General features: G+C 71.5%; 23 protein-coding genes and 1 riboswitch. Of the genes, 15 read left to right on the top strand and 8 right to left on the bottom strand.

Annotated features, from left to right (window positions below):
• Positions 1–100: 100 nt before the first annotated feature.
• The gene (locus AC6I72_RS10710; RefSeq protein WP_498000575.1) at positions 101–823 is read right to left on the bottom strand and encodes a M50 family metallopeptidase; all 723 of its coding nucleotides are present in this window, start codon (positions 821–823) and stop codon (positions 101–103) included.
• Between the two features lie 50 nt (positions 824–873).
• Between AC6I72_RS10710 and AC6I72_RS10705 the strand changes: the two genes are divergently transcribed.
• The 10 genes from AC6I72_RS10705 (at position 874) to AC6I72_RS10660 (ending at position 11,042) form a co-directional block, all read left to right on the top strand.
• A complete protein-coding gene (locus AC6I72_RS10705; RefSeq protein ID WP_498000574.1) occupies positions 874–1,689 on the top strand; it encodes an SOS response-associated peptidase in 816 nt (271 codons plus the stop codon).
• A 68-nt stretch (positions 1,690–1,757) separates the two neighbouring features.
• Entirely contained in the window at positions 1,758–2,396 is a 639-nt protein-coding gene (locus tag AC6I72_RS10700; protein WP_498004643.1) for an alpha/beta hydrolase family protein, read from the top strand.
• 256 nt (positions 2,397–2,652) lie between these two features.
• A complete protein-coding gene (sigR, locus tag AC6I72_RS10695) occupies positions 2,653–3,348 on the top strand; it encodes an RNA polymerase sigma factor SigR (protein WP_366724933.1) in 696 nt (231 codons plus the stop codon).
• Entirely contained in the window at positions 3,345–3,677 is a 333-nt protein-coding gene (gene rsrA / locus AC6I72_RS10690; protein ID WP_037851967.1) for a mycothiol system anti-sigma-R factor, read from the top strand. Before sigR ends, rsrA begins: the two co-directional genes overlap by 4 nt.
• Positions 3,678–3,790: 113 nt before the next feature.
• Positions 3,791–5,218 carry an HD-GYP domain-containing protein gene (locus tag AC6I72_RS10685; RefSeq protein WP_498000573.1) on the top strand — a complete coding sequence of 476 codons (1,428 nt, stop codon included), beginning with the start codon at positions 3,791–3,793 and terminating at the stop codon, positions 5,216–5,218.
• Complete coding sequence (locus AC6I72_RS10680) at positions 5,218–6,441, top strand: HD-GYP domain-containing protein (protein ID WP_498000572.1); 1,224 nt, start codon at positions 5,218–5,220, stop codon at positions 6,439–6,441. Before AC6I72_RS10685 ends, AC6I72_RS10680 begins: the two co-directional genes overlap by 1 nt.
• 104 nt (positions 6,442–6,545) lie before the next feature.
• The gene (locus AC6I72_RS10675; RefSeq protein ID WP_037851965.1) at positions 6,546–7,526 is read left to right on the top strand and encodes a tetratricopeptide repeat protein; all 981 of its coding nucleotides are present in this window, start codon (positions 6,546–6,548) and stop codon (positions 7,524–7,526) included.
• A gap of 74 nt (positions 7,527–7,600) precedes the next feature.
• On the top strand, positions 7,601–8,251 hold the full coding sequence (gene def, locus AC6I72_RS10670; protein ID WP_037851964.1) for a peptide deformylase: 651 nt from the start codon (positions 7,601–7,603) through the stop codon (positions 8,249–8,251).
• Positions 8,252–8,571: 320 nt separating this feature from the next.
• On the top strand, positions 8,572–9,669 hold the full coding sequence (gene cyc1 / locus AC6I72_RS10665; RefSeq protein ID WP_498000571.1) for an epi-isozizaene synthase: 1,098 nt from the start codon (positions 8,572–8,574) through the stop codon (positions 9,667–9,669).
• The gene (locus AC6I72_RS10660) at positions 9,666–11,042 is read left to right on the top strand and encodes a bifunctional albaflavenone monooxygenase/terpene synthase (protein WP_498000570.1); all 1,377 of its coding nucleotides are present in this window, start codon (positions 9,666–9,668) and stop codon (positions 11,040–11,042) included. Before cyc1 ends, AC6I72_RS10660 begins: the two co-directional genes overlap by 4 nt.
• Before the next feature lie 27 nt (positions 11,043–11,069).
• Here the strand turns inward: AC6I72_RS10660 and AC6I72_RS10655 are convergent, their stop codons facing one another.
• Positions 11,070–12,035, bottom strand: coding sequence for a helix-turn-helix domain-containing protein (locus AC6I72_RS10655; protein ID WP_498000569.1), 966 nt, complete (start codon positions 12,033–12,035; stop codon positions 11,070–11,072).
• A gap of 92 nt (positions 12,036–12,127) precedes the next feature.
• Between AC6I72_RS10655 and AC6I72_RS10650 the strand changes: the two genes are divergently transcribed.
• Entirely contained in the window at positions 12,128–12,400 is a 273-nt protein-coding gene (locus AC6I72_RS10650) for a hypothetical protein (protein WP_498000568.1), read from the top strand.
• On the opposite strand, the gene AC6I72_RS10645 is transcribed toward AC6I72_RS10650, so the two are convergent.
• The 6 genes from AC6I72_RS10645 to AC6I72_RS10620 all read right to left on the bottom strand — a co-directional run bounded on the left by AC6I72_RS10645 (position 12,313) and on the right by AC6I72_RS10620 (position 19,536).
• Positions 12,313–13,332, bottom strand: coding sequence for a ribonucleotide-diphosphate reductase subunit beta (locus AC6I72_RS10645; RefSeq protein ID WP_498000567.1), 1,020 nt, complete (start codon positions 13,330–13,332; stop codon positions 12,313–12,315). The two genes, AC6I72_RS10650 and AC6I72_RS10645, sit on opposite strands and share 88 nt — an antisense overlap.
• Positions 13,332–15,704: a ribonucleoside-diphosphate reductase subunit alpha gene (locus AC6I72_RS10640; protein ID WP_498000566.1), complete on the bottom strand. Its 2,373-nt coding sequence runs from the start codon at positions 15,702–15,704 to the stop codon at positions 13,332–13,334. The genes AC6I72_RS10645 and AC6I72_RS10640 overlap by 1 nt, the downstream gene beginning before the upstream one ends.
• Positions 15,705–15,826: 122 nt before the next feature.
• Positions 15,827–15,963: riboswitch (cobalamin riboswitch) on the bottom strand.
• Positions 15,964–16,114: 151 nt separating this feature from the next.
• Positions 16,115–16,621, bottom strand: a complete 507-nt coding sequence (locus tag AC6I72_RS10635; protein ID WP_498000565.1) for a GNAT family N-acetyltransferase — start codon at positions 16,619–16,621, stop codon at positions 16,115–16,117.
• Between the two features lie 76 nt (positions 16,622–16,697).
• Complete coding sequence (gene mctP, locus AC6I72_RS10630; protein WP_498000564.1) at positions 16,698–18,326, bottom strand: monocarboxylate uptake permease MctP; 1,629 nt, start codon at positions 18,324–18,326, stop codon at positions 16,698–16,700.
• Positions 18,323–18,601 carry a DUF3311 domain-containing protein gene (locus tag AC6I72_RS10625; protein ID WP_498000563.1) on the bottom strand — a complete coding sequence of 93 codons (279 nt, stop codon included), beginning with the start codon at positions 18,599–18,601 and terminating at the stop codon, positions 18,323–18,325. The genes mctP and AC6I72_RS10625 overlap by 4 nt, the downstream gene beginning before the upstream one ends.
• Before the next feature lie 170 nt (positions 18,602–18,771).
• Positions 18,772–19,536: a GntR family transcriptional regulator gene (locus tag AC6I72_RS10620; RefSeq protein ID WP_498000562.1), complete on the bottom strand. Its 765-nt coding sequence runs from the start codon at positions 19,534–19,536 to the stop codon at positions 18,772–18,774.
• 465 nt (positions 19,537–20,001) lie between these two features.
• Between AC6I72_RS10620 and AC6I72_RS10615 the strand changes: the two genes are divergently transcribed.
• From AC6I72_RS10615 to AC6I72_RS10600, 4 genes are all read left to right on the top strand, one after another.
• Positions 20,002–21,285 carry an extracellular solute-binding protein gene (locus AC6I72_RS10615; protein WP_498000561.1) on the top strand — a complete coding sequence of 428 codons (1,284 nt, stop codon included), beginning with the start codon at positions 20,002–20,004 and terminating at the stop codon, positions 21,283–21,285.
• Positions 21,286–21,426: 141 nt separating this feature from the next.
• Positions 21,427–22,413: a carbohydrate ABC transporter permease gene (locus AC6I72_RS10610; RefSeq protein WP_498000560.1), complete on the top strand. Its 987-nt coding sequence runs from the start codon at positions 21,427–21,429 to the stop codon at positions 22,411–22,413.
• Complete coding sequence (locus AC6I72_RS10605; protein ID WP_498000559.1) at positions 22,410–23,276, top strand: carbohydrate ABC transporter permease; 867 nt, start codon at positions 22,410–22,412, stop codon at positions 23,274–23,276. The genes AC6I72_RS10610 and AC6I72_RS10605 overlap by 4 nt, the downstream gene beginning before the upstream one ends.
• A 9-nt stretch (positions 23,277–23,285) precedes the next feature.
• Complete coding sequence (locus AC6I72_RS10600) at positions 23,286–24,809, top strand: glycoside hydrolase family 3 protein (RefSeq protein WP_498000558.1); 1,524 nt, start codon at positions 23,286–23,288, stop codon at positions 24,807–24,809.
• The last annotated feature ends 97 nt before the right edge of the window (positions 24,810–24,906 follow it).

Raw genomic sequence — 24,906 nt, 5'->3', positions numbered from 1 at the left:
GAGGTGAGCGGCACGATGCCCGCCGGGCCCCGGGAGGGCCGGCACGGTGGCCGCCGGTGTCGGCAACGGCCGGCCGGTCCCCGCCGGCGCGGCGGGACGGTCAGACGCCGAGCAGCCAGCGGCCCCCGCCCATCAGCGAGCACAGCGACACCGCGTGGAAGAGGAACAGCCACAGGGCCGCCGGTACGTGCGTCAGCCGGGCCAGCTGGTCCGCGTCCGAGTCCCCGGCGCCCCCGCGCGAGCGCTTGACCTGGAGTTCGAAGGCCGGACGCACCCCGCCGAGCAGCAGGAACCACACCACCGCGTACGCGAACGCGGCCTGCACCTGGGTCCCGGCCAGCCAGGACACCAGCAGGAACGTGCCGCCGGCGAGGACCACGGTCAGCACGCCGTACGCGTTGCGGATCATCACGAGCATGGCCACCAGCAGAGCCGTGGCCGCCCACAGCAGCAGGGTCACGCGTCCGGCGGCCAGCAGCGCGGCGCCGCCGAGGCCCAGCAGCGGGGGAGCGGTGTAGCCGGAGGCCGCCGTGAGGATCATGCCGAGGCCGTAGGGCTTGCCGCGGCTGACGGTGAGGCCGCTGGTGTCGGAGTGCAGCCGTATCCCGGTCAGTGTGCGGCCGGTGAGCAGCGCCACCAGGCCGTGGCCGCCCTCGTGGGCGATGGTGACGGCGTTGCGGGAGACGCGCCACAGGGTGTGCGGGACCACCACGGCGAGGGCGGCGGCCGCGGTGGCGAGCACCACCCACAGGTCGGGTCCCGGCTGGCTGCCGACGAGCCGGTCCCACAGGCCGGGCAACGCGACGGAGGCGAGACTGTCCATGTTTCCGAGCGGCTCCCTCTTGTCGTACGGAGTCTGGCAGTGTGGCACGTATGTGCGGACGGTATGCAGCCAGTCGCGGGGCCGAGGACCTCGCGGGCGTCTTCGGCATCGAGAAGTGGGAGCCCGAGGAGATCCTGGAGCCCGACTACAACGTGGCTCCCACCAAGGAGGTCCACGTCGTCCTCGACCGTCCTGTGAAGGACGCGCAGGACCCCCGCCCGGTTCGGCAGCTGCGCAAGCTGAGGTGGGGACTGGTCCCGTCGTGGGCGAAGAGCCCCGAGGGCGCCGCCCGGATGATCAACGCCCGCGCGGAGACGGTGCACGAGAAGCCGTCGTACCGCCGCGCCTTCGCCGCCCGGCGCTGCATCGTGCCCGCCGACGGCTACTACGAGTGGGTCACCGGCACCGAGGAGCGGGAGCTGGAGGTCGAGGGGAAGCGGAAACGCCCGCGCAAGCAGCCGTACTTCGTGACGCCGGCGGACGGATCGGTGTTCGCGATGGCGGGGCTGTACGAGTTCTGGCGGGACCGCACGCTGCCCGACGACCATCCGCGGGCCTGGTGGGTGACCTGCTCGGTGATCACCACGGAAGCCGAGCGGGCCCCGCTGGCGGTGGCGCCCGCCGAGGGGCCGCGGTCGCTGGCCGACATCCACCCCCGGATGCCGCTGATGCTCACCCCCGACCGCTGGGACGCCTGGCTGGACCCGGCCCGCACGGACCCGGGCGACCTGCGGTCCCTGCTGGCCCCGCCGCCCGAGGGGCTGATGCGCGCCCACCCCGTGTCCACGGCGGTGAGCAACGTCCGCAACAACGGTCCCGAGCTGCTGAAGGAACTGGCGGCGCCGGAAGAGGGCACCCTCTTCTGACCCGCCTTCGGCCTGCCGCCGTCCCGCCTTCCGGCCCCCCTTCTGGCATCCTCGGCCAGGTGACCCCTGTGATCCCTGACACCCGCGAGACCGTCGAGACGGAGGCGGGACCGGCCCGCGTCACCTGGCACCAGGCCGCCGGGGCACGCCTCGTCCTCGCCGTCGGCCACGGCGCGGGCGGCGGCATCGAGGCCCGCGACCTCCAGGCCCTCGCGGGCACGCTCCCCGGGCACGGGGTGACGGTCGCGCTCGTCGAGCAGCCCTGGCGGGTGGCCGGGAAGAAGGTGGCGCCCGCCCCGAAGACCCTGGACACCGGCTGGCGCGGCGTCTGGCCCGCGCTCGCCGCCCCGGGACTGCCGGTCGTCTCGGGCGGGCGCAGCGCGGGCGCGCGCGTCGCCTGCCGCACAGCCGCCGCACTCGGCGCGCACGCCGTGCTCGCCCTCGGCTTCCCGCTGCACCCGCCGGGCAGGCCGGAGAAGTCGCGCGCCGCGGAACTGCTCGCCGCCGGCGTGCCCACGCTCGTCGTCCAGGGCGGCAACGACCCGTTCGGAAGGCCGCAGGAGTTCCCCGAGGGCCCCTTCGAGCTGATCACCGTCCCGCACGGCGACCACGGCTTCGCGGTGCCCAAGCGCGCCGGGATCACCCAGGACCAGGCCCTCGGCGTCCTCACCGGCGGTGTGCTGCGGTGGACCGCGTCACTCGGGTGACGCCCCGGGAATGCGGGCCGTGCGCGCACTGTTGAGCCGGACAGAAGCGCTGGTGCCCCAGTGCCGACGTCATGGAAAGGGAGTCCGCCGCATGGGTTCGACCATCTGCCCGGCCCGCAGCAGCCGTACTGACCTGGACTGGTCGGTGCTGCACGCGGCCCGGACCGCCCCTATTCGGGCGGCGGGCGGACCGGATCGTCGTCTATCCTCCGAAACGAGTGGGACCGCCTTCGGTCCCACGACGTCGCTTGAGGAGGTGGGTCCGGTTCCCGGTACCGACGCAGGGACCGACAACGGCCAGGCGGAGCTGCCCGAGGGCCAGGGCACGGGTGCGGACGCGCCCGCGGAGTCGACCGCCGCGCGCAGCGCGCGCTTCGAGCGGGACGCCCTGGAATTCCTGGACCAGATGTACTCGGCGGCGCTGCGCATGACGCGCAACCCGGCCGACGCCGAGGACCTGGTGCAGGAGACGTACGCCAAGGCGTACGCGTCCTTCCACCAGTTCCGCGAGGGCACCAACCTCAAGGCGTGGCTCTACCGGATCCTCACCAACACCTTCATCAACTCCTACCGCAAGAAGCAGCGTGAGCCCCAGCGCAGCGCCGCGGAGGAGATCGAGGACTGGCAGCTCGCCCGTGCCGAGTCGCACATGTCGACGGGTCTGCGCTCCGCGGAGTCGCAGGCGCTCGACCACCTGCCCGACTCGGACGTCAAGGAAGCGCTCCAGGCGATCCCCGAGGAATTCCGCATCGCCGTGTATCTCGCGGACGTAGAGGGCTTTGCGTACAAGGAGATCGCGGACATCATGGGGACACCCATCGGCACGGTGATGTCCCGGCTGCACCGGGGCCGCCGTCAACTGCGCGGCATGCTCGAGGACTACGCCCGCGAGCGGGGACTGGTCCCGGCCGGCGCCGGAGAGTCGAACGAAGCGAAAGGCTCGGGCTCATGAGCTGCGGAGAGCCGCACGAGACGGACTGCAGTGAGGTCCTCGACCACCTGTACGAGTTCCTCGACAGCGAGATGCCGGACGTCGATCGCGACAAGTTCCGGCAGCACTTCGAGGAATGCTCCCCGTGCCTGGAGAAGTACGGCCTGGAGCAGGCCGTGAAGAAGCTGGTCAAGCGGTGCTGCGGCCATGACGACGTTCCCTCGGACCTGCGCGCCAAGGTCATGGGCCGGCTCGACCTGATCCGGTCGGGCGGCCAGCCCGCCTCCGGCCGTTCCGTACCGTCCGACCGTGACGTGACCACGGCACCGGTGACCCCCCAGGAGTCCTGAACCTCCGGTTCACCCGTACGTGCCAATGCGCGGGTTATCGGCCCGCGCACTCCCCTCCCCGCGCCCTAGGCTCGGCCCACTGGCTGTGGACGGGCACGACCGGGAGGGGCGTCATGGAGGCGGTTGCGCCACGCACCCGCGCGTACGTCACCTGTGTCGCCCTCGGCGCCCTGGCGTGCCTGCTGCCCCTGCCGGTGATGCCGGCGCCCTGGTGGGCGGTGTGCGCGCTCGCCGCGGTCTACGCCGGCTGCGGCCGGCTGCTCGTCCGACGGCACCTCGCGGGGCCCTTCTACCCCGTCCTGCTGGCCGCCGCCTTCCTGCTGCCGCCGCCCGCCGCCGCGCTGGTCCCGCTGCCCGGCGCCCTGCTCACCGCGGCCGGACGGCGCCCCGAGACCCTGCGCCGCGTCTGGCGGGCGGCGCAGCTCACCCTCGCCGTGTGGGCGGCGGCCCGCGTCCACTGGGAGCTGGGCGGACGCGACGCCGTCGTCGGCCACGACTTCCCCTACGCCCTCGTCCCCGCCGGTGCCGCCGTGACGGCGTTCTGCCTGATGCTGACGGTGCTGGACGGGGGCATCCTGCTGCCGGCCGCCGGCGGACCGGCGGGGACGCCGCGGCGGCCGGGGCGGCCGTCGGTGCGCCGCGCCTGGTGCGGCCTGTTCGTCCGCTCGCTGGCGCCGATCGGCGTGCACGGCCTGGGCGGCCTGATGATGGCGGTCCTGTGGCGCAGCCCGTACGGGCCGGCCGCGGCGCTGCTCGTCCTGCTGCCCATGTGCGTGTCCTGGTGGGTGTACGCGCAGTACGACCGCGAGCGCGCCGCCCACCGGGCGACCATCCGCGCCCTGGTGCAGGCCGTCGACCTCAAGGACGGGTACACGCGCGGGCACAGCGAACGCGTCGGACAGGCCTCCATGATGATCGCCCGGGAGCTGGGCATGGACGACGACCGCGTGGAGGTGCTGCGCTTCGCCGGGATCCTGCACGACGTCGGCAAACTGGGCGTGCCCACCCGGCTGCTGCGCAAGGACGGCCCGCTCACCGCCGAGGAGCGGCGCGTGATCGAACTGCACCCCGAGTACGGGCACGAGATGGTGCGCGGGATCTCCTTCCTGGGCGAGGCCCGGTCGGCGATCCTGCACCACCACGAGCGGCTCGACGGCAGCGGCTACCCCTACGGCCTGCGGGGCGCCCAGATCCCCGAGTGCGCGCGCGTGGTCGCCGTCGCCGACGCGTTCGACGCGATGACGTCCACCCGCTCCTACCGGCGTGCCCGGCCGGTCGGGGCCGCCCTGACGGAACTGGAACGCTGCGCGGGCGCGCAGTTCGACCCGCGCATGGTCGCCGCCCTGGTACGGGCCCTGGACCGGGACGGCTGGCAGCCGTCGGTCACCGCCGCGGAGGACACCCGCCCGGGACCGCCCCGCCCACCGGCCGGCCCCGCCGCGCCGCGCACCGGGCCCGGCAGCGTCGCCGGTGACCGCGCGAGTACCGGCCCCGGCGCCGTCGCGAGTGCCGGCCCGGGCACCGGCACCCCGGCGTCCTGATGGTGTTCCTGCGCGCCGCCGCCCTCCTGGTCGCCGCGCTCTGCCTGACCCTCACCCTGTGGACCGGGCTGGAGGCGCCCGGGACCGCCCTGGCCTTCGGCGCGCTCGTGCTGGTCGGCGAGCTGACCCGGTGGCCCGGGACCGAGGTCGGCGAGGCCGCGCCGCTCGGGGCCGCCGGGGCGCTGTCGTACGCCCTGCTCGGCGAGGACGCCGGCCGGCCCAGCCACCACACCGCCTGCCAGGTGGTCGCCGTGGTGCTCGCCGCCTCGCTCCTCGGCGGCGTACCGCACATCGCCCGCGGGCAGAGCCGGACCCTCGACCACCTGGTCCGCCGCGTCCTCACCGTCTCCTTCGCCGCCGTCTGCTTCCAACCGCTCTACAACGCCGGGGTGTTCCGGGCATGGGGCGGACCCGCGCACGCCCTGCTGCTGGTCGCCCTCCTCGTGCTCACGTCGCTGTGCGGCGCCGTGCTCGCCGCCGCACAGGCCCACCGGCGCGCCCGGTGGCCGTTCGGCCCGCTGCTGCGCGAGGAACTGCGGGGCCTGCTCGGCATCGGGTCCGCGGTGTGCGCCACGGGCGCGGTGATGGCGCTGGGGGTCGCCGTGGCGGGCCTGTGGGCGCTGCCCGTCTTCTGTGTGCCGCTGCTGCTCACCCAGCTGTCCCTGCGGCGGTACGCGTCCGTGCGGGACACCTACCGGCAGACCATCGCCTCGCTGGCCCGCGCCACCGAGGTCGCCGGGTACACCCCGGCCGGGCACGCCCGGCGGGTGGCGGCGCTCAGCCGGGCCGTGGGCCGGGACCTTGGCCTCGCGGAGCCGGAGCTGACCGTGCTGGAGCACGCGGCCCTCATGCACGACATCGGCCAGCTCAGCCTCGTCGACCCGGTGCCCGCGGGCGCCACCGCGGGACTGCCCGCCGCCGAGCGGCGGCGGATCGCGCTGCTGGGCGGCGCCGTGGTCCGGCAGACCGGGGTGGACCGGGAGGTCGCGGTGGTGGTGGAGCGGCAGGCCGACCCGTGCGCGGAGCAGCCGCTGCCCGCGCGGATCGTCCGGGCCGTGAACGCCTACGACGAGAAGGTGCGCGACGCCGGGCCCGGCGGCTCGCTGAAGGCGCTGGAGGAGCTGCGGCTGGCCACCGCGGGCGAGTACGCCGCCGATGTGGTGGAATCTCTGGCCCGGGTCCTGGCCCGGGGGGATTGTCTGACTCCCCCCGCTGTGGGGTAACCCATGGGTAATGAGCGCCCCTCAAGCCGTACGTGGTTGGATGCGAAGGAAAGGGTGTCCGGGGGCAGAGCCAGCCCATACGACGGAACTGGCAGGCGGGAATCGTGAGGATCTTCGGCAAGGGACGGCACCGGCCCTCCGCCTCCTGGCGGCAGGCCACCGACCGCGCGTTCACCCTGATCGGCGACGGCCGGTACGAGGACGCGGGCGCGCTGCTGACGCGCGCCGCCGATCTGGAGCCCTGGCTGTCGGAGTCCTGGTTCAACCTCGCGCTGCTGCACAAGTTCCGGCACGACTGGGAACAGGCGCGGGCGGCGGGCCTGCGGGCCGTGGCCCTGCTGGAGAAGGAGACCGGGGCGCCGGACTGGTGGAACGTCGGCATCGCGGCCACCGCGCTGCAGGACTGGCCGCTGGCCCGCCGGGCGTGGCAGGCGTACGGCCTGAAGGTGCCCGGGGGCGCGGCCGCCGCCGGTGAACCGGTCGGCATGGAGCTGGGCAGTGCGGCGGTGCGGCTGTCGCCGGAGGGCGAGGCCGAGGTGGTGTGGGGCCGGCGGCTGGACCCGGCCCGGATCGAGGTGCTGTCGATCCCGCTGCCCTCCTCCGGGCGGCGCTGGGGCGAGGTCGTGCTGCACGACGGCGTGCCCCACGGCGAGCGGACCACCGCCGCCGGGCACAGCTTCCCCGTCTTCGACGAGATCGAACTGTGGGCTCCCTCACCGGTGCCCACCTGGGTGGTCCTGCTGGAGGCCGCCACCGAGGCCGACCGGGACGCGCTGGAGCAGCTCGCCGCGGACGCCGGGTTCGCCGCCGAGGACTGGTCGTCCTCGGTCCGCCTGCTGTGCCGCACGTGCTCGGAGTCGCGGATGCCCTCCGACGAGGGCGACGGCGTGCACCTGGACCCGCACGACCACAGCGAGCCGGGGCACCCCGGGCCGCTGGGCCACCGCACCGACGGGCAGCTGTGGGTGCCGGAGCGGGAGTGCGGGGTGGCCGCCCCGGCCTCGCTGGTGCGCGGACTGCTGGACGGGTGGGTCGCGGACAGCCCCGATTCCCGTGACTGGCGGGACCTCGAAGAGGTCTGCTGAAGCGGGGCCCGTGCCGGTCCCCGTAGGCTGTACGGGCAGAACTTCTCAGGCTTGCAGGAAGGCGTACGTCGGTCATGGCGCAGCAGGACACCGATCAGCAGCAGGCGGGCGTGCTCCCGGTCGACGACGAGGGCTATGTCGTCGACACGGAGGACTGCGAGGCGCGCGAGGCGGCCTGGCGCGAGCGGGGCACCTCGCGGCCGATCACGGTCGTCGGCAACCCGGTGCTGCACAAGGAGTGCAGGGACGTCACCGAGTTCGGTGACGAGCTTCAGCAGCTGGTCGCGGACATGTTCGCCAGCCAGCGCACCGCCGAGGGGGTGGGCCTGGCCGCCAACCAGATCGGCGTCGACCTCAAGGTCTTCGTCTACGACTGCCCCGACGACGAGGGCGTGCGGCACGTGGGCGTCGTCTGCAACCCGCGCCTCGTCGAGCTGCCCGCGGACCGGCGCCGTCTGGACGACAGCAACGAGGGCTGCCTGTCGGTGCCGACCGCCTACGCGCCGCTCGCCCGCCCCGACTACGCCGAGGTGACCGGCCAGGACGAGCGGGGCAACCCCGTCAAGGTGCGCGGCACCGGCTACTTCGCACGCTGTTTGCAGCACGAGACCGACCACCTCTACGGCTACCTCTACATCGACCGGCTCTCCAAGCGGGAGCGCAAGGACGCGCTGCGGCAGATGGCCGAGAACGAGCCGCGCTACCCCGTGGTCGCCAACGACTGAGCCCCCCGCCGCCCCAGGGCTGCCCCGGCACCGCCGGGGCGCGCCCGTCGCGCACACGGCGCCCGACCGCACACCGGCCGGGCGCCGTCTTTGTGTTCATGGCACGGCCACTCACCCGGTCGGGTCTTTGTACTCTGCGCAACTGTTGAATCAGAATCAGTCACACAAGGGGATATTCTCGGCATCCCAGCCGACGAGTGGGCCAAATCCGTTCCCAGGAAGGTCAGTTGTGGTGCTGAATGGGAGTACGGGGATGCGTGACGGCGTGCGCCGGGCACAGCGAAGGGGCGGGCGCCACTGGCGGCTGAGAGGGGTTGTTCGTGCCAGCTTTCCCATACAGCACCACATCGACGTCCACATCCACACCGACGGCGGTCGCGGTGCCACCGTCACTCGCTCTTCCGGTGATCGAAGCGGCGTTTCCCAGGAAGTTGCACGCCTATTGGCCCGAACTCCAGGAGAAGACCCGCGGTTGGCTGCTCGAAAAGCGGCTCATGCCGGCGGACAAGGTGGAGCAGCACGCCGACGGCCTGCGCTACACCGACCTGATGGCGGGGTACTACCTCGGAGCCCCGGACGAGGTGCTGCAGGCCATCGCGGACTACAGCGCCTGGTTCTTCCTCTGGGACGACCGGCACGACCGTGACATCGTCCACGGCCGTCCCGTCGCCTGGCGCAGGCTGCGAAGGGCGCTGCACACGGCGCTCGACGCCCCGCGGGAACACCTGCACCACCCGGACGCCCTGGTAGCGGGGTTCGCGGACAGCGTGCTGCGGCTGTACTCGTTCCTGCCGGGCACCTGGAACGCCCGCTTCGCCCGGCACTTCCACGCGGTGATCGACGCGTACGACCGGGAGTTCCACAACCGCGGCGAGGGCGTCGTGCCCCCGGTCGAGGAGTACCTGGCCCTGCGCCGGCTCACCTTCGCCCACTGGATCTGGACGGACCTGCTGGAGCCGAGCGCGGGCTGCGAACTCCCGGACGCCGTCCGGAAGCATCCCGCCTACCGGCGTCCGGCCCTGCTGAGCCAGGAATTCGCCGCCTGGTACAACGACCTGTGTTCCCTGCCGAAGGAAATAGCGGGTGACGAGGTGCACAACCTCGGGATAAGTCTGGTCAAACACGAAGGGCTGAGTCTCGAGGAAGCAATAGCGGAAATCCGCCGCCGTATCGAGGAATGCATAGCAGAATTCCTTGTCGCGGAACAGGAAGCATTGCGTTTCGCTGACGCTCTCGCGGACGGGACGGTACGCGGGAAAGAACTGAGTTCCGCCGTGCGGGCCTGCGTCGGCAATATGCGCAACTGGTTCAGCTCCGTCTACTGGTTCCATCACGAGTCCGGCCGGTACATGGTCGACAGCTGGGACGACCGGTCCACGCCCCCCTACGTCAACAACGAAGCGGCAGGTGAGAAATGACCGTCGAGTCGGTGAAGCCCGAGGACAGGTCGCAGACGGGCCGGCCACGGCGTGAACCGCCCCTGGCCGGCGGCGCGGTCCCGCTCCTGGGCCACGGCCTGCGGCTGGCCCGCGACCCGCTGGCCTTCCTGAGCCGGCTGCGCGACCACGGCGACGTCGTCCGTCTCAGGCTCGGCCCGAAGACGGTGTACGCCGTCACCGCGCCCGCCCTCACCGGGGCGCTGGCGCTCAGCCCCGACTACATCATCGCGGGCCCCCTGTGGGAGTCCCTGGAGAGCCTGCTCGGCAAGGAGGGCGTGGCCACCGCCAACGGCCCGCTCCACCGCCGCCAGCGGCGCACCATCCAGCCCGCCTTCCGGCTCGACGTGATCCCCGAGTACGGGCCGATCATGACCGAGGAGGCGCACGCCCTGGTGGAGCGCTGGCGGTCGGGCGAGGTGCTCGACGTGACCGCGGAGTCCTTCCGCGTCGCCGTGCGCGTCGCCGCCCGGTGCCTGATGCGCGGCAGCTACATGGACGCCCGCGCCGAGCGCATCTGCGCCGCGCTGGCCACGCTGTTCAGCGGCATGTACCAGCGCATGGTCGTGCCGCTCGGACCCCTTTACAAGGTCCCGCTCGCCGGGAACCGGGAATTCAACCGCGCATTGGCCGATTTGCATCTCCTGGTCGACGAGATCGTCGCCGACCGCCGGGCGAGCGGTCAAAAACCGGACGATTTGCTGACGGCTTTGCTGGAGGCGAAGGACGAGAATGGCGAGCCTATTGGGGAGCAGGAGATCCACGATCAGGTCATCGCGATACTCACCCCGGGCAGCGAAACCGTCGGATCCATGATCATGTCGCTGCTTCTCGTCCTCACCGAGCACCCGCACCTCGGTGACAAGATCCGCGACGAGGTGAAAACGGTGGTGGGCGACCGCCCCGTCACATTCGACGACGTCCGAAAACTGAGGTACACGGCGAATGTCGTCGTAGAGACAATGCGGCTCTATCCCGCCGTCTGGATTCTGACCCGCCGGACGGTCGCCGACACCGAGCTGGGCGGCTGCACCATCCCGGCGGGCGCGGACGTCATCTACAGCCCGTACGCCATCCAGCGCGACCCCCGCTCCTACGACCGGCACGAGGAGTTCGACCCCGACCGCTGGCTCCCGGAGCGGTCCGCCGAGGTCCCCAAGTACGCGATGAGCCCGTTCAGCGTGGGCAACCGCAAGTGCCCCAGCGACCACTTCTCGATGGCCGAACTCACGCTGCTCACCGCCGCGATCGCCGGCGCCTACCGCTTCGAGCAGGCACCCGGCTCCGACCCGAGGCCCCGCATCGGGATCACGCTGCGTCCGCGCCGCCTGCTGCTGCGGGCCCTGCCCCGCTGACCGGCGGCCCGCCCGGCGAGCGCGCGTTCAGGCGGCCTCGGGGCCCCTGAACGCGCGCCGGTAGGCGTTCGGCGTGGTGCCCAGCGCGCGGACGAACTGGTGGCGCAGCGCCGCCGCGGTGCCGAACCCGGCCCGGTCCGCGATCGCGTCCATCGTCTCGTCCGTCGCCTCCAGCAGGCCCTGCGCCAGCAGCACCCGCTGGCGCAGGAGCCAGCGGTACGGGGTGGTGCCCGTCTCCTGCTGGAAGCGGCGGGCGAAGGTGCGCGGCGACATGTGGGCGCGGGCGGCGAGCTGCTCGACGGTGACCTCCTCGCCCAGGTGCCGCTCCATCCACACCAGCACCTCACCCACCGTGTCGCACCGGGACCGAGGCAGCGGACGCTCGATGTACTGGGCCTGCCCGCCGTCCCGGTGCGGGGGCACCACCATCCGCCGGGCGATCTTGTTGGCGACCTCCGGGCCCTGCTCCTTGCGCACCAGGTGCAGACAGGCGTCGATGCCGGCGGCCGTGCCGGCCGAGGTGATCACCGGGTCCTCGTCGACGTAGAGCACGTCCGGCTCGACGGTGGCGTGCGGGTACTGCCGGGACAGCTCGGCCGCGTGGTGCCAGTGCACCGCGCAGCGCCGCCCCTCCAGCAGCCCGGCCGCGCCCAGCACGAACACCCCCGAGCACACGCTCAGCACCCGCGTGCCCCGGTCCACGGCCCGGCGCAGGGCGGCCAGCAGCTCGGGCGGGTAGACCCGGCTGGCGAAGTCGTTCCCGGCGGGCACGGCGATCAGGTCGGCCTCGTCGAGCCGGTCGAGGCCGTACGGGGTGGTGACGCTCAGGCCGCCCACGTGGGTGCCCAGCGAGGGGCCCTCCGCGGAGACCACCGCGAAGTCGTACACCGGCAGCCCGTCGTCGCTGCGGTCGATCCCGAAGACCTCGCAGACCACACCCAGCTCGAAGGGATGCACGCCGTCCAGCAGGACGGCCGCCACGTTCTGCAACATGCCGCCAGTGTGCCGGGAAGTGGCAGGAATTTGAAGATGCGCGGCAGTCCTGCCACTCACGGACAGGAGCGTCCGGCGCGATGCTGGTGTGCATGAACGCAGACCAGACACAGGCCCTGATCGGAATGCTCGCCACCTTCGGACTCCTGGCCCTGATGGCCCTGCCCTCGGTGCTCGGCATCGTGCGCGACAAGCGCGTCGACCGCAGCATCCGCGAGGCACAGAAGGCACACCAGGAACAGGAGTACCGCGAGGCACAGCAGGCGAAGGAGAGGACTCAGAAGTCCTCGTCCAGGTCGACGGTGCCCTCCACCGCCACCTGGTACGCCGACGGACGCCGCTCGAAGAAGTTGGTCAGCTCCTGAACACCCTGCAGCTCCATGAAGGAGAAGGGGTTCTCGGAGCCGTACACCGGAGCGAAGCCCAGGCGGGTCAGCCGCTGGTCGGCCACGCACTGGAGGTACTGCCGCATCGAGTCGGTGTTCATGCCCGGGAGGCCGTCACCGCACAGGTCGCGTGCGAACTGCAGCTCGGCCTCGACGGCCTCCCGCAGCATGTCGGTGACCTGCTGCTCCAGTCCGTCGTCGAAGAGGTCCGGCTCCTCCTTGCGGACCGTGTCCACCACGTCGAAGGCGAACGACATGTGCATCGTCTCGTCCCGGAACACCCAGTTGGTGCCCGTGGCCAGGCCGTGCAGCAGGCCCCGGCTGCGGAACCAGTAGACGTAGGCGAAGGCGCCGTAGAAGAACAGGCCCTCGATGCAGGCGGCGAAGCAGATGAGGTTGAGCAGGAAGCGCCGGCGGTCCGCCTTCGTCTCCAGCCGGTCCAGCTTCTCCACCGAGTCCATCCACCTGAAGCAGAACTCGGCCTTCTCCCGGATGGACGGGATGTTCTCCACGGCCGCGAAGGCCGCCGCCCGGTCCTCCGGGTCGGGCAGGTAGGTGTCGAGCAGCGTCAGGTAGAACTGGACGTGCACGGCCTCCTCGAACAGCTGCCTGCTCAGGTACAGGCGCGCCTCGGGGGAGTTGATGTGCTTGTAGAGGGTGAGCACCAGGTTGTTGGCGACGATCGAGTCACCGGTGGCGAAGAACGCGACCAGGCGGCCGATGAGGTGCTGCTCGCCGGGGGTGAGCCTGGCGAGGTCGGCCACGTCCGAGTGGAGGTCGACCTCCTCGACGTGCCAGGTGTTCTTGATGGCGTCCCGGTAGCGCTCGTAGAAGTCCGGGTAGCGCATGGGGCGCAGGGTCAGCTCGAAGCCCGGGTCGAGCAGGTTGGTGGTGCGGCTGGTGCTGGTCATCACTGGCAGGCCTCGCAGGACTCGGGGTTCTCAAGGGAGCAGGCGACCGCGTCGGAGTCGGCCGGCTGCTGGACGGGGACGGTGGCGGGGGTCTGCGCGCGGGCCGCGCGGGCGATCCGGGTCGCCGGGCGCGAGCGCAGGTAGTACGTCGTCTTCAGGCCCTGCTTCCAGGCGTAGGCGTACATCGAGGAGAGCTTGCCGATGGTGGGCGTCTCCAGGAACAGGTTCAGCGACTGGGCCTGGTCCAGGAACGGCGTGCGGGCGGCGGCCATGTCGATCAGACCGCGCTGCGGGATCTCCCACGCCGTGCGGTACAGCCGCCGCACGTCCTCGGGGATCCACGCGAAGTCCTGCACCGAGCCGTTCGCCTCGCGCAGCGCCTCCCGGGTGCGGGCGTCCCACACGCCGAGCGCCTTGAGGTCGTGCACCAGGTAGGAGTTGACCTGGAGGAACTCGCCCGAGAGCGTCTCGCGCTTGAACAGGTTGGAGACCTGCGGCTCGATGCACTCGTAGACGCCCGCGATGGAGGCGATGGTGGCGGTCGGCGCGATGGCCAGCAGCAGCGAGTTGCGCATGCCGACGGCGGCGATCCGTTCGCGCAGCGCCGCCCAGCGCTCGGGCCAGGTGAGGTCCACGTCGTAGTGGTCGGGGTGCAGCACACCGCGCGCGGCGCGGGTCTTCTCCCAGGCGGGCAGAGGGGCGTTCCGTTCGGCGAGGTCGGCGGAGGCCTCGTAGGCGGCCAGCATGATCCGCTCGGCGATCCGGGTGGACAGCGCCTTCGCCTCGGGCGAGTCGAAGGGCAGCCGCAGCCGGAAGAAGACGTCCTGCAGCCCCATCGCGCCCAGACCGACCGGCCGCCAGCGGGCGTTGGAACGGGCCGCCTGCTCGGTCGGGTAGAAGTTGATGTCGACCACGCGGTCCAGGAACGTGACGGCGGTGCGGACCGTCTCGTCCAGCCGCTCCCAGTCGAGGTCCCCGCGCTCCGGGTCGGCGAAGGCGCCGAGGTTGACCGAGCCGAGGTTGCAGACTGCCGTCTCGCCGTCGTCGGTGACCTCCAGGATCTCCGTGCAGAGGTTCGAGGAGTGGATGACGTGGCCCGGTTCGGCCGTCTGGTTGGCGGTCCGGTTGGCGGCGTCCTTGAAGGTCATCCAGCCGTTGCCGGTCTGCGCGAGGGTGCGCATCATCCGGCCGTACAGCTCACGGGCGGGCAGGGTCTTCTGCGCGAGACCGGCCGCCTCGGCCGCGCGGTAGGCCGCGTCGAACTCCTCGCCCCACAGGTCCACCAGCTCCGGCACGTCGGCCGGGGAGAACAGCGACCACGGCCCGTCGGCGTCGACGCGGCGCATGAACTCGTCCGGGACCCAGTGCGCCAGGTTGAGGTTGTGGGTGCGGCGCGCGTCCTCGCCGGTGTTGTCGCGCAGCTCCAGGAACTCCTCGATGTCGGAGTGCCAGGTCTCCAGGTAGACGGCGGCCGCGCCCTTGCGCCGGCCGCCCTGGTTCACGGCGGCCACCGAGGCGTCCAGGGTCTTCAGGAACGGCACGATGCCGTTGGAGTGCCCGTTGGTGCCGCGGATCAGCGAACCGCGCGAGCGGATGCGGGAGTAGGCGATGCCGATGCCGCCGGCGTGCTTGGAGAGCCGGGCCACCTGGTGGTAGCGGTCGTAGATGCTGTCCAGCTCGTCCTTGGGGGAGTCGAGCAGATAGCAGGAGGACATCTGGGGGTGGCGGGTGCCGGAGTTGAAGAGCGTGGGGGAGGAGGGGAGGTAGTCGAGGCGGCTCATGAGCCCGTAGAGCGCGGCGACCTCGTCGGCGGCCCGCGGGCTGTCGTCCTCGGCGAGACCGGCGGCCACCCGCAGCATGAAGTGCTGGGGTGTCTCGATCACCTTGCGGGTGATCGGGTGCCGCAGCAGGTAGCGGCTGTAGAGGGTGCGCAGCCCGAAGTAGCCGAAGCGGTCGTCGGCGGCCGGGTCGGCCAGCGCGTCCAGGCGCGCGGCGTGGAGGCGGACGAACGCGGCGGTCCGGTCGGCGATCAGCCCCTCCCGGTGGCCCACGGCCACCGACTCGGTGAAGGTCGTGACCCCCTGCGAGGCGGCCTCGGCGCGCAGGGAGAGCGTCAGCAGGCGGGCGGCCAGCCGTGAGTAGGCGGGGTCCTCCGAGATGAGTCCGGCCGCCGCCTCGGTGGCCAGCTCCCGCAGCTCCGCCTCGTCCGCGCGGGCCGAACGGCCGCGCAGCGCGGCGGCGGCGACCCGGCCGGGGTCGGCGTCGGGGAGGTCGGCGGTCAGCTCGGTCAGGGTCCGCAGCAGCGCGGCACCGGGACCGTCGTTCTCCAGGTTGCCTTCGGCTGAGACCGGATCGGCGGGCGCGATGGTCACGTGTGGCTCTCCCTCGCTCGGCACGGGGCCTCACCGAGGGCAGGGGGCAGCACACGAGCGCACGCGGCGCCGCGTCCACCGGCCCATTCCGCGAGGCCCGGACGTCAGGCACCCGGACCGGACGGCCGGGTGCACTGTCGGCAGGTCCTCGGACTGACGCCCGTACACGGCCTCGAGGGCATGTGCGTACGGGTACACCGTTGCGGGACAGTTCCGGATTCGCACCGGATTCCCCTGCGACGACAGCGAGCATGAGCATACATCTTGTGCCGGGCGAGGGAAGCACCCCCATATGTTGTGCCGCGTCGACGCGGAAGATGTCAGTGGATGTCAGTGGCGGTCGGTGGCCGGCGGCGGGACTCCACGGGTCCCAGTGGCTGTCGGCGGGTCTGAGCGGCCGTCAGCGGGTGTCAGAGGGTCAACGCGTAGGTGAGCAGCGAGATGTCGTCCAGCTCCGGCAGCGGGTTCCAGTCCCGCTGCGGGGTGCGGACGAAGCCCAGGCGTTCGTAGAGGCGGTGGGCGGCGTGCATCGTGGGCTGGGTGGACAGCACGACCCGCACGCATCCCTCGGTGGCCCGCGCCCGCTCCAGACAGGCCCGTACCAGGGCCTCGCCCGCGCCCCGGCCGCGCGCGGCGCGGGCGACCGCCAGCATGCGTATCTCGGCCTCGCCGGGCCCGGCTATGTCCGCCATGGCGCCGCCCGACGGCACGAAGGCGACCCCGCCGGCCACCGCGTCGTCCGCGACGGCCACCAGAACCTCGGCGGCGGCCGCCCGCCCGGCGACGTCCCGCAGCGCGCCCAGGTACGGATCGTCCTCCCCGAAGTCCAGCAGCCCGTCCTGGAGATAGGCCTGGGCGGTGATCTCACCGAGGGTGCCGTACTCGCCGGGCTCGGCCGGCCTGATCACGAGGTCCATGGGGCCGAGTGTGCCGCACGGGTACGACGACGGGCCGCCGGTTTTCCCGGCGGCCCGTCGGCGTGGGTGCGGCGGCTCAGTGCGCGCTGCCCGCCGTGGCCGGCGGCAGTTCGACCGCGACGCCGGGGTCACCCGCGTCGGCGGTGTAGTCCTGCGGGCTGGTCTCGTCGACGCCGTCGGGGGCCTTCAGCGCCTTGAGGACGAAGGTCAGGACGACGGTGACGATCACGTTCAGGGCGAACGCCGTCATGCCGATGTAGCCGATCTCGCCGATGCCCGGGATCTCCTTGGCCGAGCCGCCGAAGTGCTTCTGCGTCGGGGAGGCGACCCCGTAGGCCGCGACCGTGCCGTAGACCATGCCCACGGCCCAGCCGGCCAGCAGCGCCCAGCGGTGGAACCAGCGGGTGAACAGACCGCCCACCAGGGCCGGGAAGGTCTGCAGGATCCAGATCCCGCCCAGCAGCTGGAAGTTGATCGCCACGGTCTTGTCCATGGTCAGCACGAAGACCAGCGCGCCCACCTTCACCAGCAGGGACACCAGCTTGGAGACCTTGGTCTCCTGCTCGGCCGTCGCGTCCGGCCTGATGAAGTCCTTGTAGATGTTGCGGGTGAACAGGTTCGCCGCGGCGATCGACATGATCGCCGCCGGGACCAGCGCCCCGATGCCGATCGCCGCGAAGGCGATGCCGGTGAACCAGTCGGGGAACATGTCCTCGAACAGCTGCGGGATGGCGAGCTGCCCGTTCTGGACCTTCACGCCCGCCGCGATGGCCATGAAGCCCAGCAGCGCCAGCAGACCCAGCATCAGCGAGTACAGCGGCAGGATCGTGGTGTTGCGGCGGATCACCTCACGGCTCCTGGAGGAGAGCGTCGCGGTGATCGAGTGCGGGTACATGAACAGCGCGAGCGCGGAGCCCAGGGCGAGGGTGGCGTAGGTCCACTGGCTCGCCTCGCCCGGGACGACGGCCCCGCGGGGTTTGTGTGTCTGCGGGTTGATCTGGCCGAACGCGTCGGCGGCCTTGGCGAAGATGTCGTCGAAGCCGCCCAGCTTGATCGGGATGTAGATGATCGCGACCGCGATGACGATGTAGATGAGCGCGTCCTTCACGAACGCGATCAGCGCCGGCGCGCGCAGACCCGAGGAGTACGTGTACGCCGCCAGCACGCCGAAGGCGATCAGCAGCGGCAGGTCCTTCACGAACCAGTTGGTGTTCTCGCCGCCGCCCACACCCATCACGTCGAGCACCGCCTGGATGCCGACGAGCTGGAGCGCGATGTACGGCATGGTGGCGAGGATGCCGGTGAGCGCCACCGCCAGCGACAGGCCCTTGGAGCCGAACCGGCCGCGCACGAAGTCCGACGTCGTCACGTACCCGTGCTTGTGCGAGACCGACCACAGCCGCGGCAGGAAGGTGAAGATCAGCGGGTACACCAGGATCGTGTACGGCACCGCGAAGAACCCGGCCGCGCCGGTCGCGTAGATCGCCGCGGGCACGGCGACGAAGGTGTACGCCGTGTACAGGTCGCCGCCGAGCAGGAACCAGGTGATCCAGGTGCCGAACGACCGGCCGCCCAGACCCCACTCGTCCAGGCTCTGCTCGTTCTCCGCCCGGCGCCAGCGCGCGGCCAGGAACCCCATGACGGTGACCAGCAGGAAGAAGAAGATGAAGACGCCGAGCGCGACGCCGTTGACGCCGTCCTTCACCGGGTCGCACCGCCCTTCGCGGAGGCGGTGCCCGCCGTGCGGCGACCGCGCTGGTCGTGCTGCCACAGCCGGTAGGCGATCACCGTGAGGACCGTGGAGATGATCACCCACAGCATCTGGTACCAGTAGAAGAACGGGATGCCGATGAACGTGGGGCCGACCTTGGCGTACGAACCGACCCACAGCATCGCCACGAACGGCGCGACGAGGCAGAGGCCGATGACGACCCGCAGGGGGGTCACCACCCCTTTGCCCACTCCTGGCCCATCTGACATGTGCGGCTCCGTCCCCTCGCTGGTCAGCCGTGCGATTGCGCAGGCAATCTAGGTCACGGTGACAGGTAACGGAACCCCTTGTCCGCATACCGGTTCCGCATACGGCCGCGCGGGCCGTGCCGGGGACCGGCCGCAGGGGCGCGGCGGGGGCCGGTGAGGGGCCCGCGCGGTCAGTCGATCGGCCGCTTGAGCCGCGCCACGAACTTGTAGCGGTCGCCGCGGTACACCGAGCGCACCCACTCCACGGGCTGGCCCGTGCGGTCCTGGGAGTGCCGGGAGAGCAGCAGCATCGGCAGGCCCACGTCGGTGCCGAGCAGGCCGGCCTCGCGCGGGGTGGCCAGTGAGGTCTCGATGGTCTCCTCGGCCTCGGCGAGATGGACGTCGTAGACCTCGGCGAGGGCGGTGTACAGGGAGGTGTACTTCACCAGGCTGCGGCGCAGCGCGGGGAAGCGCTTGGCCGACAGGTGGGTGGTCTCGATGGCCATGGGCTCGCCGTTGGCCATGCGCAGCCGCTCGATGCGCAGGACGCGCCCGCCGGTGGTGATGTCGAGCAGGCCGGCGAGCCGGTCGTCGGCGGTGATGTAGCCGATGTCCAGCAGCTGGGAGGTCGGCTCCAGGCCCTGGGCACGCATGTCCTCGGTGTAGGAGGTCAGTTGCAGCGCCTGGGAGACCTTCGGCTTGGCGACGAAGGTGCCCTTGCCCTGGATGCGTTCGAGCCGGCCCTCGACGACCAGTTCCTGCAGCGCCTGGCGCACGGTCGTGCGCGAGGTGTCGAACTCGGCCGCCAGCGTCCGCTCGGGCGGCACGGGGGTCCCGGGCGCCTGCGTCTGGGTCATGTCGAGCAGGTGCTTCTTCAGGCGGTAGTACTTGGGCACGCGCGCGGTACGGACGGTCGCCCCACCCTCGTTCTCCGCACTGCTGACGTCGGTGCTCATGCTCCGCCTTCCCGGCTCCGGTGCCGAAGCGGCCGACGTCCCGTCGGCCACGGCTCACATCGTGGCACGGCTTCTTGTGCGTGGTGCTCTCCCGCACGCTCCGTGATCTCCTCTGTATACCGCCGTGACCCCTGCTGGTCTAGTCCATCGTCCGTCCCTGGGACGGGTGGTCCACACGAACAGGCGTCCGGCCAGGGGGAGATGACGGCCGGTGGTCCAGTGGAGCGGGGACGTCCGTTTGACCGCTTGAGCAATGAAAGGTCCCTGCATATCGCGGTCCCATAACGGAGCAGTTGAGCGGGTCGGCGCACCCTTGACAGCCCTATTGGTCTGGGCCAAGCTCCCCCTACTGGTCTACACCATTGGTCCAGGTCCCAGCCCCATGGGCGGTATGCGCTGACGCTTCCACTGTCGCTCAACCGCGGGGAGGCAGGGGGGTTTGTGGCATCCCTTGAGGAGGGTGGCGTGAAGCGCAAGCTGGTTGCTGCGATCGGTATCGCGGGCATGATGGTCTCCATCGCGGCGTGTGGCGGCAGTGACGACAAGGACGGGGGCTCGAAGGGGGCCGACGCCAAGGAGCTGACCGTCTGGCTCACCGTCGACGCGCAGAACAACTGGCCGGACCTGGTCAAGGCGGCCGACGACGCGGTCGCCAAGAAGCACCCGGGCCTGAAGGTCAAGCACGAGTACTACGGCTGGCCGGACAAGAACACCAAGCTCGACGCGGTGCTCGCCACCGACAAGGCCCCCGACGTGGTCGAGATGGGCAACACCGAGATGCTCGGCTACATGGTCAAGGGCGCCTTCGCCCCCCTGGACGCGTCGAAGTTCGACAACTCCTCCGGCTGGCTGGACGGCCTCAAGGCCTCGGTGACCTACGAGGACAAGACCTACGGCGTCCCCTACTACGCCGGCGGCCGCGTGGCCAACTGGCGTAAGGACGTCTTCGCCCAGGCCGGTGTGAAGACCACCCCGAAGACGTACCAGGAACTGCTCTCCGACCTGGACAAGGTGCAGAGGAAGCAGGGCGACAAGTTCAGCGCGTGGTACCAGCCCAGCCGTGACTGGTACGCCGCCATGTCCTTCGTCTACGACGCCGGCGGCTCCATCGCCAAGGAGGAGGGCGGCCAGTGGAAGGCCAACCTGTCCTCCCCCGAGTCCCTCAAGGGCCTGAACGACTACAAGGCCGTCCTCGACAAGTACATGCACGGCGACAAGACCAAGGACGAGGCCGACCGGCCGATCGTCTACGGCCAGGGCAAGTCCGGCATGATCTTCGCCGCCGCCTGGGAGGGCGCGACCGCCGCCGACCCGAAGAACGACAAGGTCGGCAAGCTCGCGGACAAGGTCGAGAACTTCGTGATGCCCGGCCCGTCCGGCAAGAACATGCCGGTCTTCCTGGGCGGTTCGGACCTCGCCGTCCCGGTCAAGTCCAAGGCGCAGGCGCTCGCCGCCGAGTGGATCAACGCCTTCACCGGCTCGGGCGGCCAGAAGGGCCTGATCGCCAAGGGCAACCTGCCCAACAACAAGACCGACCTCGCGACGCTGAAGAGCGACCCGAAGACCGCGGTCCCGGCCACCGCCGCCGAGTCCAGCTGGTTCGTCCCGATGGCGCCGGGCTGGGGCCAGGTCGAGAAGGCCCAGGTGCTGCAGACCATGCTGCAGAGCATCGGCACCGGCAAGAAGTCGGTCGAGGCCGCGGCCAAGGACGCGGACGCCGCGATCGACAAGGTCATCAACACCAAGTGACCCGGGCGCAGGGCCCCGCCGCGCGCGGGGCCCTGCTCCTGGCACGGCCGCTGACCGGGGCCCGGCCCCCGTGCGGCCGCGCACGGCTTTGGCCTGCTTCGCCTTCGTACCACCTGATGAGGGACCGCTGAGGAGCGCGCGATGAGTGCCGCAGACACGACCACCCCTGCCAAGGTGCCGCCGCCGCGGCAGGCGCCGCCGCCCGCCGCGGTGAACCGGCCACGCAGAAACCGGACGTCCGGCGGCGCGGCGACCCCCTGGCTGCTCCTCGCGCCCTGCCTGCTGGTCCTCGCCCTGGTCATGGCCTACCCGCTGGTCCGCCTGGTCACCCTGTCCTTCCAGAAGTTCGGGCAGCCGCAGCTGTGGGGCTTCCAGGGCGCCGAGTGGGTCGGGTTCGACAACTTCAGCAAGGTGCTGAGCGACGGCGACTTCTGGGCCGTCGTCGTACGCACCATCGTCTTCGCCGTCGGCTGCGTGGTCCTCACCATGGTCATCGGCATGGCGCTGGCCCTGCTCCAGCAGCGGGTCTCCGGCTGGGTGAAGACACTGATCAACATCGTGCTGGTGGCGAGCTGGGGCATGCCCGTCATCGTCGCCACCACCGTCTTCAAGTGGATCTTCGACTCCGACTACGGCATCCTCAACGCGCTGGTCAGCAAGTTGCCCGGGGTCGACATGATCGGCCACAACTGGTTCGCCAGCGGCCCCCAGGGCCTCGCCGTGATCATGCTCCTCGTGGTGTGGGGGGCCGTGCCCTTCGTCGTCATCACGCTCAGCGCGGGCCTCACCCAGGTGCCCAAGGAGATGGAGGAGGCCGCCCGGCTGGACGGCGCCGGCGCGTGGGGCGTCTTCCGCTACGTCACGCTGCCCGTCCTCAAGCCGATCATCGTGATGCTCACGACCCTGTCGGTCATCTGGGACATGGGCGTCTTCCCGCAGGTGTTCGTCATGCGCGGCGGCCACCCCGAGGCGGAGTTCCAGATCCTCAACACCTACTCCTACGACCGCGCCTTCGTGGTCAACGACTACGCGCAGGGCTCGGCGATCGCCCTGATCACCGTGTTGCTGCTGCTGGGCGTGGTCGCCGTGTACATGCGCCAGATGCTGAAGATCGGAGAGGTCGAATGAGCACCCTGAGCGGCACGACCACCGCCACCCCTCCGGTCCGCCGCCGCCGGTCGCCGAAGCTCGGCTGGAACCTGCTCGGCCTGCTGGTCTTCCTCGTCCTGGGCTTCCCCCTCTACTGGATGCTCAACACGGCGTTCAAGCCGGCCAAGGACGCCATCGACCCGGACCCGAGCCTGCTGCCGACGGGCCTCACCTTCGACAACTTCAAACGCGCCCTGGACATCGCCGACTTCTGGGGTCCGGTCGGGCGCAGCCTCGTCGTCTCGCTGGTCGTGGTGGTCGTCGGCATGGTCGTCGGCACCCTGGCCGCGCTCGCCATCTCCCGGTTCGCCTTCCGCGGCCGCAAGATCGTGATCGTGGGCATCCTGGCGGTGCAGATGGTGCCGCTGGTCGCGATGATCATCCCGATCTTCCTGCTCCTCAACGACCTGGGGCAGTACGACAAGCTGACCGGCCTCATTATCACGTACCTGACCTTCATCCTCCCCTTCACGGTGTGGACACTGCGCGGCTTCATCGTCAACATCCCCAAGGAGCTGGAGGAGGCCGCCATGGTCGACGGCTGCACCCGCACCGGCGCCTTCGTCCGGGTCGTCTTCCCCCTGCTCGCCCCCGGCATGGTCGCCACCTCCGTCTACGGCTTCATCCAGGCCTGGAACGAGTACCTCTACGCCCTGATGCTGATGAGCCAGGAGCACGAGACCGCTACTGTCTGGCTCGGCAACTTCACCACCAAGCACGGCACCGAATACGCCCCGATGATGGCCGGAGCCACCATGATGGCCGTACCGATCGTCGTTCTGTTCCTCCTCGTACAGCGCAAGATGGCCGCGGGCCTGACCGCGGGCGCCGTGAAGGGATAACGCCACCCGATGACGACATTCGCCAGCGGCACCACCGCGTCCGGCTCGCAGAACGACGCTCTCGCCCGTGACGCGCTGACCGTCCTCCAGCCCGGCTTCACCGGGACCACGGCCCCCGGCTGGCTGCTGCGCCACCTCGGCGAAGGCCTGGCCTCGGTCGCCCTGTTCGGCCGCAACGTCGCCACGGCCGGGCAGCTGAGCGCCCTCACCGCCCAGCTCCGCGCCGAACGCGAGGACGTCCTGGTCGCCATCGACGAGGAGGGCGGCGACGTCACGCGCCTGGAGGTGCGCACCGGCTCCAGCTTCCCCGGCAACCACGCGCTGGGCGCGGTGGACGACGTGGAGCTGACCGAGCACGTCGCCCGGGAGCTGGGCCGGCGGCTCGCCGAGTGCGGCGCCAACTTCAACTGGGCGCCCTCGGCCGACGTCAACTCCAACCCCGGCAACCCGGTCATCGGCGTCCGCTCCTTCGGCGCCGCCCCGGACCTGGTCGCCCGGCACACCGCCGCCTACGTCACCGGACTGCAGGCGGCGGGCGTCGCCGCCTGCACCAAGCACTTCCCCGGGCACGGCGACACCGCGGTCGACTCCCACCACGCGCTGCCGCGCATCGACGTGGACACCGACGTGCTCCAAGCGCGCGACCTGGCCCCGTTCCGCGCGGCGATCGCCGCCGGCACCAAGGCCGTGATGAGCGCCCACATCCTCGTACCGGCCCTGGAGCCGGAACTTCCGGCAACGTTGTCCCGGCGCGTCCTGACCGACCTCCTGCGCGGCGAACTGGGCTACGACGGCCTGATCGTCACCGACGCCGTGGAGATGAAGGCCATCGCCGACACCTACGGCATCGAGCGGGGCAGCGTCCTCGCCGTCGCCGCCGGTGCCGACGCGATCTGCGTGGGCGGCGGGCTCGCGGACGAGGAGACCGTACGCCGCCTGCGCGACGCCCTGGTCGCCGCGGTCCGCTCCGGGGACCTGCCCGAGGAGCGGCTCGCGGACGCCGCCGAACGTGTGCGCGCCCTCGCCCGCTGGACCGCCACCGCGGCGGCCGCCGCGGCGCGGACCCCCGCCGACCCGGAGGTCGGACTCAGGGCGGCCCGCCGCGCCCTGCGGGTCACCGTTGCTGAAACGTTCACCCCCCTGGTCCGGCCGCCCTACGTCGCCGCCCTCACCCCCGTCGCCAACATCGCCGTCGGCACCGAGACCCCCTGGGGCGTGGCGGCGGAACTCGGCCGCCTCCTGCCCGGCACGGAGACCGGCAGCTTCAGCGGCCCGGACGCCGGGCAGGCGGCCCTGGAGGCGGCGGACGGCCGCAGGGTGGTGGCGGTCGTCCGCGACGAGCACCGCCATCCCTGGATGGCGGCGGCCCTCGACACCCTGATCGCGGCGCGCCCCGACACCATCGTGGTCGAGATGGGCGTCCCCCAGGCTCCCTCCAGGGGCTCCCTCCACATCGCGACCCACGGCGCGGCCCGCGTATGCGGCCGGGCAGCGGCGGAGGTCATCGCGGGAGAGGCCATCGCGGGGGAGTGAGCGGCGCAGGACGGTGGTTCCTGCGACGCGCGCTCTTCGAGGGCGCCTTGATCCGCGCACCGGCTCCCCGCCTGTGACGGGGTTCGTCCGCCCGGCA

It is taken from the genome of Streptomyces sp. Xyl84, assembly GCF_059731885.1.
The sequence above is the reverse complement of the archived record's forward strand: the minus strand, read 5'-3'. Positions and strand labels throughout refer to the sequence as shown.